This window comes from Enterococcus diestrammenae (assembly GCF_049384045.1).
Classification (GTDB): domain Bacteria; phylum Bacillota; class Bacilli; order Lactobacillales; family Enterococcaceae; genus Enterococcus_C; species Enterococcus_C diestrammenae.
The window spans coordinates 1-14,673 of sequence record NZ_JBMRGR010000023.1 but is presented as its reverse complement, the minus strand read 5'-3'; the positions used below and the strand labels follow the sequence as shown (position 1 = coordinate 14,673).

Genomic DNA, 14,673 nt, shown 5'->3' with positions numbered 1-14,673 from the left:
TTAACTTGTAGAGGGAACGCTTTCTTAGTAAGGAGTGGTCCCGAAGCTGTTTGCTGGTGGGGGAAAGCTGTAGCCTCTGCTGGTGGGGGAAGGTGCAAAAAAGGAGGGATTGGATCATGGATGAGACCTATCAAAACATTTTGGTGGCGTTGGATGGTTCTCGCTTAGCAGAAAAAGCTTTTACGGAAGCGATTCGCATTGCCTCGGCCAACAACGGTCGTTTGACGCTGATTTCCATCATTAATGACGCGGAATTAGCCACAAGTGCCTTTGCATTTTCTAAACTATTTGCTCAAGAAAAGGAACGAGCAGAGACCGAGTTATTGAAACGGATTCATGACGCTTCGCAAAAAGGTGTGATGGATGTCATTCCTTTTGTCGAGGTGGGAAATCCAAAGCAGGTGATTATCAAATATGCCGCTGACAATGCCAGTGATTTGATCGTCATCGGAGCAACAGGAAAAGGGGCCATCACCCAATCCTTGGTGGGTTCCACGACGGCTTATGTGGTCAATCATGCCCCTTGTAACGTGCTAGTCGTACGCTAAGCAATCAACAAACAAGCCTACTTCATCCTCAGGTGATGAAGTAGGCTTGTTTGTTTTACCGTCATCAGCTAGCTTTTCTCCACTTTTTCTATCTATCCTCTAACGACACTTCAGTTTTTTCTCGCTAAACTAGGGGTATCAAAAAGGTGAGGGGCAGTCTTAGCGGATTCACCAAATAGGAGGAAATGATGACAGCAACAGCAAGAATGACCGGCCAGTTTTGGCAACAATATCAAAAAATCGTGGAAGAACATGTCATTCCTTATCAGTGGCAGGCATTGACGGATCAGCTAGAGGACACCGAGCCATCCCATGCCATCGAGAATTTTCGCTTGGCGGCAGGGCTTAGCGAAGGCGTGTATTACGGGATGGTTTTTCAAGATTCTGATGTGTACAAATGGTTGGAAAGTGTGGCTTATAGTCTGCGGAATCACCCAGATGCTGCTTTGGAAGCCCGGGCAGATGAGGTGATTACACTGCTGGGTCAGGCTCAAGCGGCAGATGGTTATTTGAACACGTATTATCAAGTGAAAGCTGGCTTAGAGCAGCGTTGGACCAATGTGCGAGACAATCACGAACTGTATTGTGGCGGCCATTTGATCGAGGCGGCAGTTGCTTATTTTGAGGTGACGGGGAAACGAGCTTTTTTGACCATTGCGGAAAAGTTTGCGGATTATGTCGATACGATTTTTGGACCAGAAGCAGGTAAAATCAAAGGCTATCCTGGCCATGAGGAAATCGAGCTGGCTTTGGTTCGGTTGTACTTGGTGACAAAAAATGAAAAATACTTAAACTTGGCGACTTATTTTGTCAATGAACGGGGCCAACAGCCACTATTTTTCAATGAGGAAGCTGAAAAAGCCGGTTGGGATGCCCAAAGTTGGTGGCACGGGGATCATGAATACTCGCAAGCCCATTTGCCAATTCGTGAGCAAAAAGAAGCTGTGGGTCATGCGGTACGAGGGGTTTATTTTTATTCAGCAGTAGCGGATATTGCCCGTCTGCAGCATGACGACAGCTTGAAGCAAGCGGTAGAAACTCTGTGGGAGAATGTCGTCCAACATAAACTGTTTATCAATGGCGGTATCGGTGCCTCGGCTTGGGGAGAAGCGTTTGCCGCCAATGACGATCTGCCCAATGATACGACTTACAATGAAACCTGTGCCTCGGTGGGCTTGGCGTTTTGGGCGAAACGGATGCTGGCCTTGGAGCCAAAAGGAACATACGGGGATGTGCTAGAAAATGCTATTTACAATGGTTCGTTATGTGGGATGGACCTTAAAGGAGAGCGTTTCTTGTATGTCAATCCGCTAGAAATCAATGGACCGAATGCTTGTCAACGCCATGATCATCGGCACGTGACCCCCAAACGGCAAAAATGGTTTAACTGTGCCTGCTGTCCGCCAAATTTGGCGCGTTTGATTGGTGGTATCGGGGATTACTTTGTGACAGAAACCAAAGCCGGGGTTTATGTAAACTTATATGGTGCCAGCGAAACCACCGTATCCCTTGGAGGGCAAGCAGTACAGCTGACTCAAGAAACCTTGTATCCGTGGCAAGGAGCGATTCAGATTACAGTAAATACGGAGACACCTGTGACTGGGAAATTAGCCTTTCGTTTACCTGCTTGGTCGCAAGAAAATTTCCGCTTGTTGGTGAATGGCGCCGCGGCTAGCTATCAAAATGAAGCGGGTTTTCTAGCGCTAACCCGTACTTGGAATGACGGAGACGTGGTGGCACTGACTTTCGATATGACTCCGCAAAAAGTGTTTGCTAACTCTCACATTACCGAAGACCTGGGGAAAGTTGCCATTACCCGGGGGCCTTTAGTCTACGCGGCTGAAGAAAAAGACAATGGTCCTCATCTAGGAACTCTGTGGGTAACGGCTGGGGAAATCGTGGCGACAGAAAATGGGGAGCTCTTGCCTCATGCCGTCTACCTCACAGTTCCTGGAAAACAGCTGCGTTCACTAGACCAGGCGACGTATACCACGCAAGCCCCGACTTTGGAGGAGACCTCGATTACCTTGCTGCCGTATTTCATGTGGGGCAATCGTGGGGAAGGCGAGCTGCGGGTGTGGTTGAATCAGCTGTTTTGCTGAAGAAAAACAACACAGAGCGTTTGCCCATTTCTCTAGGACTTTCTTAATAGCAAATTATGGTGAGGCGGCAAATATCACGCACCCCCCCGATGAAGGATCAGCTGAGTCCCTTAACACGATAAGTTAGACAATCTGTCATGTCGGGTTGATGAGTGGCATACAAAAAACTTCAACTACTAGCATCTCTCCGTGGGACGCTAGTAGTTGAAGTTTTTATTGTTTAATTTAAAATCCGGACTTTTAAAATTTCCGGGCTATCTGAAAGGTCCAGCATTAGTTGGTGTTCATCCAAGTCTCGCGGTAGGGTCATGGTGTAAATCACAGAATAGGTGCGGAAAGCTTCATCGGCCACCCGCTTGACTTCTAAATCCATATTGTCGATGGTAATGCCTTTTGTCTTTAGCGTAGTCATTATAAAGGGGTGGGATTTGTCCCAATGCTCAAATTCTAAAAGCAAACGACGAGTGCGTGGGGCGGGAACGACAAAGGCAACGAAGGTCAAAGCCCCTAAGATTACAATAAAACCAATCAGTGTAATTTGATAAAAGCCCATGCCAGCAGCTAGACCGAGAGCGGCGATGGACCAGATGGAAGCCGCGGTGGTTAACCCGGTGACGGATTGTTTGTTCATCACGATGGTCCCTGCTCCAAGAAAACCAATCCCGCTGACCACTTGGGCGATTAGACGAGCTTCATCGGTCCCTACCACCCCCACCATTTTCGGATGCGCTATGGCAAACTCGATGGAATTCCAAGAGATTTCCTGTTGGATCAAAGCAATCAAAGTCGCTCCGACACAGACGAGAATATGGGTTTTCATACCAGCAGGACGGCTTTTGTATTCTCGTTCGTAACCGATGGCGCCCCCCATGATGATGGCCAGAGCTAAACGAAATAAAATTTCTAACATACTCAAGTGAAATTCAGCTACCATCTTCTTCACCCCTTCACTTCCATCTTAGCAAATTCTTTCCCGTTACGAAAGCTAGAGGTTAGGCAGGCTAGCTGATTAGTGGCGGTCGTGATCATGGGAAGATTTCGCCAGAGGGAGTTTTTCCGTCAAGAACAGTTCCCAAATAGAGAAAACCAAAGCGGTGCCAAACGCTGCTGGTAAGGTGATGGTCACGCGTTGGGTAAAGCCAGCTACCAAAAACATCAACAAGACGTTTAAAGAGCTATCCAATAGCACATACAATACTTGATCTTTCACCACTTTCGAACGGGCCAAATGGTACTCCAAAAAGCCGGTGACGGGAGTGAAAAAGACACCTAATAAAATCACGAGAAACATAAAGCCAATCAAACTACCATGGGTGGCATAGCGGGCCCCTAGCAGATTTAAGATACTGGCCCCTAAAACAGATAAGATAAACGCCGTCATCAGGCTACCAAACATGGCTGTCAGCAGCACTTTCGGCGGAACTTTTTTTGGTTTACGAAACATCTTGTCATCCCTCAATTTTTCAAAAATTAGGTTTATTATAGCAGATGAGGCTAGATAAACAAGTCGTTGGAAAAAAAGTCGCCAAAACTCCGGAAAAATAAGGGGAGTTCTGACGGCTTTTGTCATGTTCCTTATTCTATAGAAGAAACGCGGGGACTTTAGATAAAACGCATCTGATCATTGTGCCGGAAATAGGCTTCTTGTAGCCAAGTATAGAGATAGCTCGCTTCTTCGTCTTTGGTGGTGATATTCCACAAATAAAAGGGAATCTCAGGATAATCTTGCTTGAAAACCGCCGTTGAAGCGATCACCAAATCATATTTATCGGCCTCGGCGGGACTAAAGGCCTCGGCGTCAACAAAATAGATGGCTCGCAACAGTAATAAAATACGATCGTGAAGAATGCTATTGGGCTCCACGACGACCCCAACTTTTAGCTTAGTCCAGGTCATATGCTCCATATAATAAGGACGTAGAATATGCCCAAAACTCTTTTCGATGACTGGAAATAAGCTGCGATAGTGCAAATAAGGGGTGACCTTCTCACTAGCAAAAAAAGTCCGTACTTGTTCATCGAAAATCCGGTTGGAGCTAGAGACTTTTTCTTCTTGTACCAAAAAATAGTGGAGATTGGGAAAGGTCCCGCCGTAAACCCAAATCCCGGCAGCCGCTTGGGTCATATTTAAGTGTAAGACTTGGCGTTTTTCTGATGGAATATCGCCGCTGAAATAGTACTCTTCAAAATAATGCAAAAAATCATCTGCTAAGCTTACCAACAAGGGGACTTTTTCTTGTAACATAACTTTTCGTGCAGGAATCAAAGGTGACTTTGGATTGACGAAATTGGGACTGGTGACGGTGTTGATCAAGATACTGCCGCTTTCTTGCCACAAGATGTCTTCTGAAATCAGCGGATTGTCTTGACACAGGGTTAGATCAAACAAAGGGTTCTCCAAAAAGATGCTTCGTGCCCGTAGATTCTCTTGGTTACGATGGCCTTGTTGTAGGCGAAAGTACTGAATGATTAGCTTGAGCTTATAAATTTTGTAACTGATGTAATGGTGTTCTTCGGGGATTTGCGCCACGAGCTTCGGCAAAAGGGCATCATCAATTTCGTAAGGTTCAAAAATCGTGGTATCCCCTTTCGTTCCCATCCAAAATAAGTAAAAGAGACATTGCCGCAACATCAACTCATCTTTTGTTTCCAAAGAGGCATTGGTGACACTTAGATGGACCCCATATGTTTTTAAATATTTTTGCAGTCCCCGGAGATTTCGCGTCAGGGTGGACTGACTGACATAGTGCTTGGTCAGAAAGTCTTTCAACTGTGGATCGGGTGTGGTTAACAACCAGAGTAAAAACTGAAAGGCGATGGATTGTTTCCGCAACATAATGAAACGGAACTCCGTCAAGCTGACGGTGACTTGATCTAAAGGGAGGTTTTTCGATTGCCGAAAATGAGCCGCTTGCGTTTTATCAATGTCTTCCATGATTTCGCTGATGCGTTCCAAAGTGTATTTTATTTTGCTATAGGAACTATCCATCAAAGTAGCTAGGTCACGAATGGGATAGTTTTTTCGGGGGAGTTTACAGAGCTTATCGTAAAGGCGGTAATACTCCAGCTGAGTTTTTGTGAACATCAAGCTTTCATAACGCATCGAATCCCTCTTTTCTAAAATGTTATTTGTACTTATTATAACATGGAAAAAGATGTCTTGGTCAATGAATAAACCGGCAGTTTCATGGGCTTTTTTGAGGGTATTTAAAAAAAAGTAAAGTCATTTCCTAAAACTCTTTTTCTTTTTGTTATTTATTATAAAAAAAGTTCTTTTATTTTTTAATAGAAGAGTGATTTAAATGAAATATGGCTATTTTATGTCAAGATAGAATGAGTTTTTCTGCGTTTTTTTGCGATTTTTTGAAAAGTTGCAAAATCAGCGAAAATTACTCCGCTGCCCCTATAATCTGAAATATCGAAATGAAAAGTTTCAGAAAAAACGGAAAAGCGCAGCCTATCAAATGTTGGTAGCGGCATCCGTTAGAAAATAGGAGAGCGTATGAAAAGAAAATATCTAGTAGGATTGGTTGCATTGTTGTTAGCTGCTGCGAGCAGTGTCGGCTTGTATCAATTATATGCAGGAGCCGAAGAAAAAGTAGAAACCAGTTTTCGGCCTAACGTGGTGATCGATGCTTCTGATTATCCGCAGTTAACGGCCCAACAGTTGGTTCAATTAAGCCAAGCAGACGAAAGCGGGACCGTTACTGCTGTCAGCTTTTCCGATGAAGCAGCGATGAGGGATTTGCAACCGGGGATTTATACCGCAAACGTAGCTATCCAGCTAAGTTTCAATCAAGAAATCACGCGGACCGTCACCATCAACGTCTGGGATAAACAAGGGCCCGACATTACCGTACCAAAGACAGTAACAGTGACCGCTGGGGCTGAGTTTCCGGTAGCAAAATTTCCAGTTTCAGACGCAGTCGATGGGAAAATCGCCAGTGAAGACTTGTCAATCACGGGTTACGATGCCAATCAAGTGGGGCAACAAAAGGTGACACTGGCGGCGACAGATCAGGCGGGCAATAAAACGACTGCCCACGTTTCCGTGAAGGTCCTGGCAGCTGAAGCAGATACCTCGCTAACCGCTGCTAATGAAGAGAATGAAGCCAGTGAAACTCCCGAAACTTCGGAAGCAGCAACCGCTGAATCCAAAGAAACAGTCGCAAGCACAAGGGACACGACCCCTGAAGTAACCACGACAACTAGTGAAGACGAAGCTACTACGACTGTAACAGAGGCGACAAGCACTTCTCAATCAGAAATCAAAGAAGAAGTAGAAACCGAAGCTACAACCGAAACTACAACCGAAACTACAACGGAAACCGCCATCGCCGTAACGAGCAATGAAGAGACTGAAACGACAGCCTCCGCTAACGAAGAAGCCTCTATGGCAACAGAGACTTCTGTTTTGAAATTTGCAGGCGGGACTGTTCTCTTTGGTCAAAGCAATGGTGCCAGTGCCGCCCCTGGATCGGGTGCGGGGACCTGGATGGGTTCGGGTTCTGTTTCCGATGGCGCACCGACCCATTTCATCGGTCACAATCCTGGTGATTTTGCTGGGGTTATGAGTTTGGATGTGGGGGCGACCATCACGGTGGTGGATGCCAGTGGTGCTTCACGGACCTACACGGTATATGAAGTGTTAGATGTCACAGATGAAGGCTACAACAATCGTAATTTGCAAGATGATGTCCTACCCCGAATGCTGTATGACGGGGGCGAACGCATCAGCTTGCAAACGTGTATTTCTGATACCGTTAATCGTTGTGTACTGGCTCGTTAAACAAGCAAATTAATCAAAGTCGTCCCAACAAGGCTCAGGTAACCCTTGTTGCCGGGCGGCTTTTTTAGCGCTGTAAAAGGCGAGTTTGGCAGTGATATGCCGTTGATTTTCCAAAAGCTGGTGCAATTGGGTTTCGATGGCAGCGGATTGCTGGGCCAACAAGTCCACCAAGGCTTCATAATCTTCCGTCACATCTTCGTGATAGAAAAATTCTTGAATCTGACTGATGGACATCCCCGTCTGCTTGAAACACTGAATCGCTCCCAAGCGCCCAAGATGCTTGTCTTCGTACAGCCGATGTTTGCCATTGCGGCGGATATCCTTCAATAATCCAACTTCTTCATAATAACGCAAGGTGGATGCTGGTAGACCAAAGCGCTGGCTGACGTCGCGAATGGTATAAGTTTTGGCAATGCTTGTCATGATAGACCTCCTAAAAGTCGGATGTTTCTTTTGATAAAAAAGATTTTTCGAAACCGCTTTACTTAAAGTGTACTTGAAGTGCTATAGTATGTAAAGAGGAAGTCGTCAAGGGTGGAAGATAGCTTCGGCGAGGAGAAGTTTCGGCGATAAGCTGGGAGTTATTTCGTGATAAAACCCATCACGCATTGTCTCCACCGTATCCCTTTACTTCTGACCACCGCTCTTCATCAGACTAAATAAGGAGGAAGATTATGTATCTCGCAAAGGAAAATCGTTATGACCAGATGCAATACAATCGGGTAGGAAAATCTGGTCTGAAATTGCCAGCTATTTCGCTGGGATTGTGGCACAATTTTGGCGACGTCGACAAAATGACCACTCAAAAAGAGGTGATTTTTACCGCTTTTGACAATGGCATCACCCACTTTGACTTAGCAAATAATTACGGGCCGCCAGCCGGTTCAGCAGAAACCAACTTTGGACGGATTTTGCGTGATGATCTGAAGGCTTATCGGGACGAAATGATTATTTCCTCGAAAGCTGGTTATTATATGTGGCCAGGACCATATGGGGAGTGGGGTTCAAAGAAAAACTTGATCGCCAGCTGTGATCAGAGTTTGCAACGAATGGGTTTGGATTATGTGGATATTTTCTACCATCATCGTCCAGATCCCGAGACACCGATTGAAGAAACCGCTCATGCCTTGGATCTTCTGGTGCGTCAAGGAAAAGCGTTGTATGTGGGAGTTTCCAACTATTCCCCAGAGCAAACCGCAGCTATTAGCAAGCTTTTCAAAGAATGGCAGACGCCGTTTGTGATTCATCAGCCGCAATACAATATGTTCAACCGTAGTATCGAAGAAGGGTTGACGGATGTCTTGGCTGAAGAGGGCTTGGGGTCGATTGTCTTTAGCCCGCTAGCACAAGGCTTGTTGACGGATCGTTATTTGGATGGAATTCCAGCTGATTCTAGGGCGCATCGTTCCGACAGTCCCTTTTTATCAGAGGATCGTGTGGAAGAAACCATCGGCAAAGTCCGTCAGTTGAACCAAGTGGCGCAAGATCGTGGCCAGACATTGGCAGAGATGGCTTTGGCGTGGAACTTGCGCTTGCCGGAAGTCTCTAGCGTGTTGATTGGCGCCTCACGGGTGAGCCAATTGCAGGACAACTTGAAATCTTTGGATAACTTGGACTTTGCACCGGAAGAATTAGCTCGTATCGATGCCATTTTGAAATAGCAACTACGAAATTTAGGAGGCAACACCATGAAATACCGTAACTTAGGAAAATGTGGCTTGAAAGTCAGCGAAATCGCAGTTGGTAGTTGGATGACAGATGTTTCTGATGAAGTCAAACAAGCAGAAGCGGCAGCGACTTTGAAGTTAGCTTATGAAAAAGGAGTCAACTTTTTTGACTGTGCCGATGCCTATAGCGGTGGGGCAGCAGAACGCTTTTTGGGCAGCGTCTTAAAAGAATTTCCACGGAAAAATCTCGTTTTGTCCAGTAAAGTTTTCTTCCCAACTGGGGATGGCCCTAACGATCGCGGATTGTCACGCAAGCATATTATGGAATCCATCGACAATACCTTGGCGAATATGCAAACCGATTATTTGGATATGTACTTTTGCCATCGTTTTGATCCCACCACGCCTTTGGAAGAAACCTTGCAAGCTTTAAGCGATTTGGTAGATGCTGGTAAAGTTTTATATTATGGTGTCAGCGAATGGACGCCGGTGCAAGTTTTGCGGGCACAATTGATTATTCAAGAACGCGGCTTGCATCCAATGAGCGTCATCCAACCGCAATACAATATGACGGATCGCTACATCGAACACGAAATGATGGATGTCTGCGAACAATTCGGCATGGGGATTGTACCATTTTCACCATTGGCACAAGGTTTGTTGACAGGAAAATACCGTAAAGGACAAGCAATTCCTGCTGGCTCCCGAGCAACCTATCAAGATCAAATTCAAGCATTATTGACAGAAGAAAACTTGGATCGAGTGGAAGAACTCGTCAAAATGGCAGACTCCCTGGATACCGATTTGGCCAGTTTCTCCTTGGCATGGGCTTTACGGGATCGACGCATTTCCAGCTTGATCACCGGCGCGACGAAAGCCAGCCAACTGGAAAACAACTTGCAAGCCTTGGAAGTGGAAATTCCTACTGAGTACTTTACGAAGATTGACGAGCTGTTTGGCTTCAAAAAATTCCATCGACAAGTAGGGTAAGCAATGGCATAAATAAAAAAGCTGTCTTAGGCGCAAGGGGAAACTGCGCCTAAGACAGCTTTTTATCTGGAATAATAAATTGAAAACAAAAAAAGGTTGCCCTCCTAGAGATGACGTGAGGGCAACCTTTTTGGTTAAGCAAAATTAGTTTGCTTTTTTGACTTCTTCGTTTTCTAAATCAGTACGGACAACTAAGACATCACACGCTGCATTGCGAATGACATATTCAGAGACGGAGCCGATGAAGAGGCGTTCAACTGCGTTCAGCCCGGTAGCACCTAGCATGATCAAATCCACATGGTGTTCTTGTGGCAATTGTTTTGCAATGATTTGTTTTGGAGCGCCATATTCGATGACGGTGGTGATTTGGTCACAGTCTTGTTCTTTTGCGTAGGCCAAGTATTCGTCAAGGGTTTGTTTCGCCATTTCGGTAGCTTGTTCGGCTAGCATGCCGTCAAATGAAGAGACGGTTTGGAAGGCACGGGTGTCGATTACATGGGCGATAATCAGTTTCCCTTGATTTCGTTTAGCGACGTTGACCGCTTTTTTGAAGGCCAATTCAGCTTCGTTTGAGCCGTCGACGGCCACCATGATGGTTTTGTATTGTTGTAACATGTCATTCACTCCTTTAAAGTTGTCATCCTTTTTCATCGAGTAAAAGCTGCCAAAGCACGGCAACCTTCACGCTTTACAACTTTATTGTAGACCACTTGCCGCTAAATACAAAAGATTTTACTTTGGCTGTTTCATTTTTCCAGAAAAGCGAATGCTGAAAGTCAAAGTGATAAGCAAGGCGATAAACAAATAAGCAAAGGCAATCAGCTTGGTTCCCCAAATTGCGACAGGAATGCCCACTAGCGCAACAATGAAATAGCCGAGGCCGAAACCGTGCAAAAATTGCCGGTGCTCAGGCGTATCGCCAATCAAAGGCAAGAAGAGTCGGGGCTTTTTCAACAAACAAAAGCCAATCACGGCTAACAAAAGGGCAAAGATACAAATAAAGATGGTAATCATAGGTTTTCCTCCAAGTTTGCGGTGGTCAGTGTGCTTCTCCGCAGTCATTGACACTATTGTACCAAAGATTGCAAGACTTGCCACTGACAGAGGTGCGTAAGTGTTCGTGGGGAAAAATAAAAAAATTTGCAAATTGGTATTGACCTTTTGAAACGTTTTCTTTATACTAGCGTTTGTAAATAATATTATTTCATGTGACTGGATCATACCAGGCGTGGAAAGACACTCTCCAAGGAAGCAGAGCATGTGGACGGGAGACGGTTTTTCTACGCCTTTTTTGTGGACTAGGCATGGCCAGTACAGGTTTTACTCTGCAGAGGTGCCAAAATGAAAATCAGAAAAATCTTGAATCAAAATGCAGTCCTAATCGATGACGACGGTCAAGAGAAGGTTGCAATCGGCAAGGGAATCGGCTTTAACAAGAAGCGCAATGATTTGGTGTTTGCTCGGGAAGTGGAGCGCATGTTTGTCATGGCACCGGATAGCCAGATGAAGTTGCAAAATTTGTTGAACCAAATCGATGAGAAATTTCTCTTTGCGGCTGAACATATCGTCAATCACGCCGAACTCGTATTGATGGAAAAACTAAACGAACATGTGTTGATTGCCCTGACGGATCACTTGGCTTTTAGCGCTGAGAATATCAAAAATGGCATCATTGTCCGTAATAAATTATTGAAAGAAATTGAAGTTCTCCATCAAGAAGAATTTGGAATTGCACAATGGGCGGTAGAGTATCTGAACAATGAACTGCAGATTCCTTACAGCTATGATGAAGCGGGGTATATCGCCATTCATCTCCATAGTGCCCGTCGCGGGGAACAAAACAATCATCGCATTATTCGGGAAGTGACTATCGTTTCGGATACGATGGGATTGATCGCCCAAGAGCTGGGAATCGATTTGTATGCCGAGGAGATGGGGTTGAATTACTCCCGTCTGGCCAATCATCTGCGGCTACTCTTGGAACGCTATCAAAAACAGCAGTACGCCGTTTTGGATGAGGAAATCATTGAGATGGTTCGGGTGAAATATCCCGAAAGCTATGCCATTGCCAAAAAAGTCCGGGTGATGCTGATTAAACAGTATCAACTGGCGACATCAAGTGAAGAGTTGGGTTACATCGCCATACATATCGAGCGATTGCGGAAAGCAGCCCAAAAAGAAGAGGAGAAAAATTCATGAAAGCATATTTACAACGTATTGGTCGTTCGTTGATGTTACCTGTGGCTACTTTGCCAGTAGCGGCCCTATTCATGGGTATCGGGTACTGGATTGACCCTAGTGGTTGGGGTGGCAATAATATTTTAGCTGCCTTTTTAATCAAAGCTGGGGGCACGATTTTAGATAATCTGGGGATTTTGTTTGCTGTCGGTTTGGCTTACGGGATGTCAAAAGACAAAGATGGCGCAGCCGCTTTGGCTGGTTTGGTTGCCTTTTTGACACCGATGACCTTAGTCAACAAAGCAGCGGTGGCGTTGTTTACCAAAGTCGATCCTGAAAAAGTCAATGTCGCCTTTGATGCCATCAACAATAAAAACGTCTTTATCGGGATTTTAGCTGGTTTGGTAGCTGCGGCTTTATACAATCGTTTCAGCGGCGTGAAATTACCGATGGCTTTATCCTTCTTTAGTGGCAAACGGGCGGTGCCGATTGTTACCGCTGGAGCGATGGCCTTGATTTCAGCTTTATTAATTTTTATTTGGCCTCCTGTATACAACGCATTAGTATCCTTCGGGGAATTGATCTCTAGCATGGGACCATTGGGAGCTGGTCTGTATGGCTTCTTCAATCGTTTGTTGATCCCAACTGGGTTGCACCATGCGTTAAACAATGTGTTCTGGTTCAACTTGGCAGGGATTGATGATATCGGTAAATTCTGGGCTAGCGAAGGAACCAAAGGGATTACCGGGATGTACCAAGCTGGCTTCTTCCCTGTGATGATGTTTGGTTTACCAGCTGGGGCTTTGGCCATTTACCAATGCGCTCGTCCGGAAAAGAAAAAAGTAACAGCTTCCTTGATGGTAGCTGCGGCTTTCGCTTCTTTCTTCACCGGGGTAACAGAACCCCTTGAATTCTCCTTCATGTTTGTCGCTTGGCCTTTGTATGTGGTTCATGCGGCTTTGACAGGGATCTCCATGTTTGTGGCTGCCTTCTTCCATTGGACAGCTGGGTTTAACTTTAGTGCTGGCTTTATCGACTTCTTCTTGAGTCTGCGAGTGCCGATTGCCAACAAACCTTACATGTTAATCGTCTTCGGTTTGATCATGGCAGTGGTTTATTACTTCACCTTCTTGTTTGTGATTAAGAAATTCAATTTGATGACTCCTGGTCGCGAAGAAGTGGAAGAAGAAGCTGCTGAAGATATCGATCCTTTTGTTGCCAGTGGTGATGACAAATTTGCTACGATGGCTAATCAAATCTACAACGCTCTTGGTGGTGCAGCCAATGTGACGTCGATCGATAACTGTACAACTCGTCTGCGTTTGCAAGTCAAAGATACCGAAACAGTGGATCAAAGCAAAATCAAACGGACGGGTGTTCCTGGTGTCAAAGTAATCGATGGTCAAAATATTCAAGTTATCGTCGGTACTGAAGTGCAGTTTGTCGCTGACGAAATGAAACAATTGCATCATGGTGGGGCTAGACCTGCAGCGACTGTTGTGGAAACAGCAGAAGTAGTCGTAGAAAACTCACCGATTCAAGACGTATTTGCCGTCAGTGATGGGGCGATTAAAGACATCACCACCGTCAGTGACGATGTCTTCTCCCAAAAAATGATGGGTGACGGTTTTGCTGTTGCTCCAAGTGATGATGCCGTCTTTACACCAATGGCTGGGACTATCACGACGGTCTTCCCAACAAAACATGCAGTGGGGATCAAAACGGATAACGGTTTGGAAATTCTCGTGCACATGGGGATTGACACAGTCAGTCTAAAAGGCGAACCATTTGAAGTCTTCGTTACGGAAGGGCAAAAAGTGGGTCGCGGCCAATTATTAGCCAAAATGGATCGTGAAAAAGTCTTAGCTAATGGCAAACAGACGGACATCATGGTAGTTTGCACCAACAGCGATCAGCTACAGGCTTTGAAAGTGACACCAAAAGAGGTTGTAGCCAATGAAATCGTGGGTACAATCGAAAGCAAAGCGGAATAATTTTCACTTGTGAAAATGGCTGCTCTAGCCGATTTTCCCCAAAGTAGCTCAATAAGAAAGGCTGAACGAACTCGTTCAGCTCTCGAGAATTAAGGCGAAACTGACACATGATGTTCTTTATCATGAGTCGGTTTCGCCTTAATTCCGAAGAGAGCTAGTTCGTGAAGCCAGACATTTCTAGAATTGGTATTATGGGATTTTTACTTGTGAAAGTTTTATAATACCTCAGTTAGTGAAAAAGCACCTCTTTTTTCTTCGCGATTGAAGAAAAGAGGTGCTTTTTTTGCGAAAATCAGTTTCGTAATGACAGAGGGTCTACACGTTATACCCACCATCCACCACACATCAAGTTTTCGAGACGTCCTTCCTCGAAAACAGACAATCCTCGCTCGCTTTTTATACGCCA

General features: G+C 45.3%; 13 protein-coding genes. 7 read left to right on the top strand and 6 right to left on the bottom strand.

The features are described 5' to 3' along the window. The first annotated feature begins 116 nt into the window (after nt 1-116). The gene (locus ACO03U_RS12325; protein WP_204686713.1) at nt 117-548 is read left to right on the top strand and encodes a universal stress protein; all 432 of its coding nucleotides are present in this window, start codon (nt 117-119) and stop codon (nt 546-548) included. A gap of 185 nt (nt 549-733) precedes the next feature. Further along, nucleotides 734-2,650, top strand: a complete 1,917-nt coding sequence (locus ACO03U_RS12320; RefSeq protein ID WP_204686714.1) for a glycoside hydrolase family 127 protein — start codon at nt 734-736, stop codon at nt 2,648-2,650. A gap of 220 nt (nt 2,651-2,870) precedes the next feature. Here ACO03U_RS12320 and ACO03U_RS12315 read toward each other — a convergent pair whose 3' ends face one another. From ACO03U_RS12315 to ACO03U_RS12305, 3 genes are all read right to left on the bottom strand, one after another. Continuing rightward, nucleotides 2,871-3,584 (bottom strand): MgtC/SapB family protein, encoded by a 714-nt coding sequence (locus ACO03U_RS12315; RefSeq protein ID WP_161870670.1) that lies wholly within the window; start codon nt 3,582-3,584, stop codon nt 2,871-2,873. A gap of 75 nt (nt 3,585-3,659) precedes the next feature. Next, on the bottom strand, nt 3,660-4,094 hold the full coding sequence (locus ACO03U_RS12310; RefSeq protein ID WP_204686715.1) for a YrvL family regulatory protein: 435 nt from the start codon (nt 4,092-4,094) through the stop codon (nt 3,660-3,662). Between the two features lie 158 nt (nt 4,095-4,252). After that, complete coding sequence (locus ACO03U_RS12305; protein ID WP_204686716.1) at nt 4,253-5,752, bottom strand: helix-turn-helix domain-containing protein; 1,500 nt, start codon at nt 5,750-5,752, stop codon at nt 4,253-4,255. 399 nt (nt 5,753-6,151) lie between these two features. Between ACO03U_RS12305 and ACO03U_RS12300 the strand changes: the two genes are divergently transcribed. Further along, on the top strand, nt 6,152-7,438 hold the full coding sequence (locus ACO03U_RS12300) for a sortase family protein (RefSeq protein WP_204686717.1): 1,287 nt from the start codon (nt 6,152-6,154) through the stop codon (nt 7,436-7,438). Nucleotides 7,439-7,447: 9 nt separating this feature from the next. Here ACO03U_RS12300 and ACO03U_RS12295 read toward each other — a convergent pair whose 3' ends face one another. Continuing rightward, nucleotides 7,448-7,861 (bottom strand): MerR family transcriptional regulator, encoded by a 414-nt coding sequence (locus ACO03U_RS12295; protein ID WP_204686718.1) that lies wholly within the window; start codon nt 7,859-7,861, stop codon nt 7,448-7,450. 251 nt (nt 7,862-8,112) lie between these two features. On the opposite strand from ACO03U_RS12295, the gene mgrA reads away from it, so the two are divergent. Further along, nucleotides 8,113-9,099 (top strand): L-glyceraldehyde 3-phosphate reductase, encoded by a 987-nt coding sequence (gene mgrA / locus ACO03U_RS12290; protein ID WP_423104870.1) that lies wholly within the window; start codon nt 8,113-8,115, stop codon nt 9,097-9,099. Between the two features lie 27 nt (nt 9,100-9,126). Beyond that, nucleotides 9,127-10,095, top strand: a complete 969-nt coding sequence (locus tag ACO03U_RS12285) for an aldo/keto reductase family protein (RefSeq protein ID WP_204686719.1) — start codon at nt 9,127-9,129, stop codon at nt 10,093-10,095. A 144-nt stretch (nt 10,096-10,239) separates the two neighbouring features. On the opposite strand, the gene ACO03U_RS12280 is transcribed toward ACO03U_RS12285, so the two are convergent. Then, nucleotides 10,240-10,710, bottom strand: coding sequence for a universal stress protein (locus ACO03U_RS12280; protein WP_204686720.1), 471 nt, complete (start codon nt 10,708-10,710; stop codon nt 10,240-10,242). 117 nt (nt 10,711-10,827) lie between these two features. Beyond that, nucleotides 10,828-11,109 carry a hypothetical protein gene (locus ACO03U_RS12275; RefSeq protein WP_161870677.1) on the bottom strand — a complete coding sequence of 94 codons (282 nt, stop codon included), beginning with the start codon at nt 11,107-11,109 and terminating at the stop codon, nt 10,828-10,830. Between the two features lie 327 nt (nt 11,110-11,436). On the opposite strand from ACO03U_RS12275, the gene ACO03U_RS12270 reads away from it, so the two are divergent. Together ACO03U_RS12270 and nagE are read left to right on the top strand one after the other, a co-directional pair. Continuing rightward, nucleotides 11,437-12,294, top strand: coding sequence for a PRD domain-containing protein (locus ACO03U_RS12270; protein WP_204686721.1), 858 nt, complete (start codon nt 11,437-11,439; stop codon nt 12,292-12,294). Then, complete coding sequence (gene nagE, locus ACO03U_RS12265; protein WP_204686722.1) at nt 12,291-14,267, top strand: N-acetylglucosamine-specific PTS transporter subunit IIBC; 1,977 nt, start codon at nt 12,291-12,293, stop codon at nt 14,265-14,267. Before ACO03U_RS12270 ends, nagE begins: the two co-directional genes overlap by 4 nt. Nucleotides 14,268-14,673 lie beyond the last annotated feature (406 nt).

Bases quoted from the DNA above. Each gene is read 5' to 3' on its own strand.
- ACO03U_RS12325 (WP_204686713.1), top strand. From the start codon at position 117: ATGGATGAGACCTATCAAAACATTTTGGTGGCGTTGGATGGTTCTCGC.
- ACO03U_RS12320 (WP_204686714.1), top strand. From the start codon at position 734: ATGATGACAGCAACAGCAAGAATGACCGGCCAGTTTTGGCAACAATAT.
- ACO03U_RS12315 (WP_161870670.1), bottom strand. From the start codon at position 3,584: ATGGTAGCTGAATTTCACTTGAGTATGTTAGAAATTTTATTTCGTTTA.
- ACO03U_RS12310 (WP_204686715.1), bottom strand. From the start codon at position 4,094: ATGTTTCGTAAACCAAAAAAAGTTCCGCCGAAAGTGCTGCTGACAGCC.
- ACO03U_RS12305 (WP_204686716.1), bottom strand. From the start codon at position 5,752: ATGCGTTATGAAAGCTTGATGTTCACAAAAACTCAGCTGGAGTATTAC.
- ACO03U_RS12300 (WP_204686717.1), top strand. From the start codon at position 6,152: ATGAAAAGAAAATATCTAGTAGGATTGGTTGCATTGTTGTTAGCTGCT.
- ACO03U_RS12295 (WP_204686718.1), bottom strand. From the start codon at position 7,861: ATGACAAGCATTGCCAAAACTTATACCATTCGCGACGTCAGCCAGCGC.
- mgrA (WP_423104870.1), top strand. From the start codon at position 8,113: ATGTATCTCGCAAAGGAAAATCGTTATGACCAGATGCAATACAATCGG.
- ACO03U_RS12285 (WP_204686719.1), top strand. From the start codon at position 9,127: ATGAAATACCGTAACTTAGGAAAATGTGGCTTGAAAGTCAGCGAAATC.
- ACO03U_RS12280 (WP_204686720.1), bottom strand. From the start codon at position 10,710: ATGTTACAACAATACAAAACCATCATGGTGGCCGTCGACGGCTCAAAC.
- ACO03U_RS12275 (WP_161870677.1), bottom strand. From the start codon at position 11,109: ATGATTACCATCTTTATTTGTATCTTTGCCCTTTTGTTAGCCGTGATT.
- ACO03U_RS12270 (WP_204686721.1), top strand. From the start codon at position 11,437: ATGAAAATCAGAAAAATCTTGAATCAAAATGCAGTCCTAATCGATGAC.
- nagE (WP_204686722.1), top strand. From the start codon at position 12,291: ATGAAAGCATATTTACAACGTATTGGTCGTTCGTTGATGTTACCTGTG.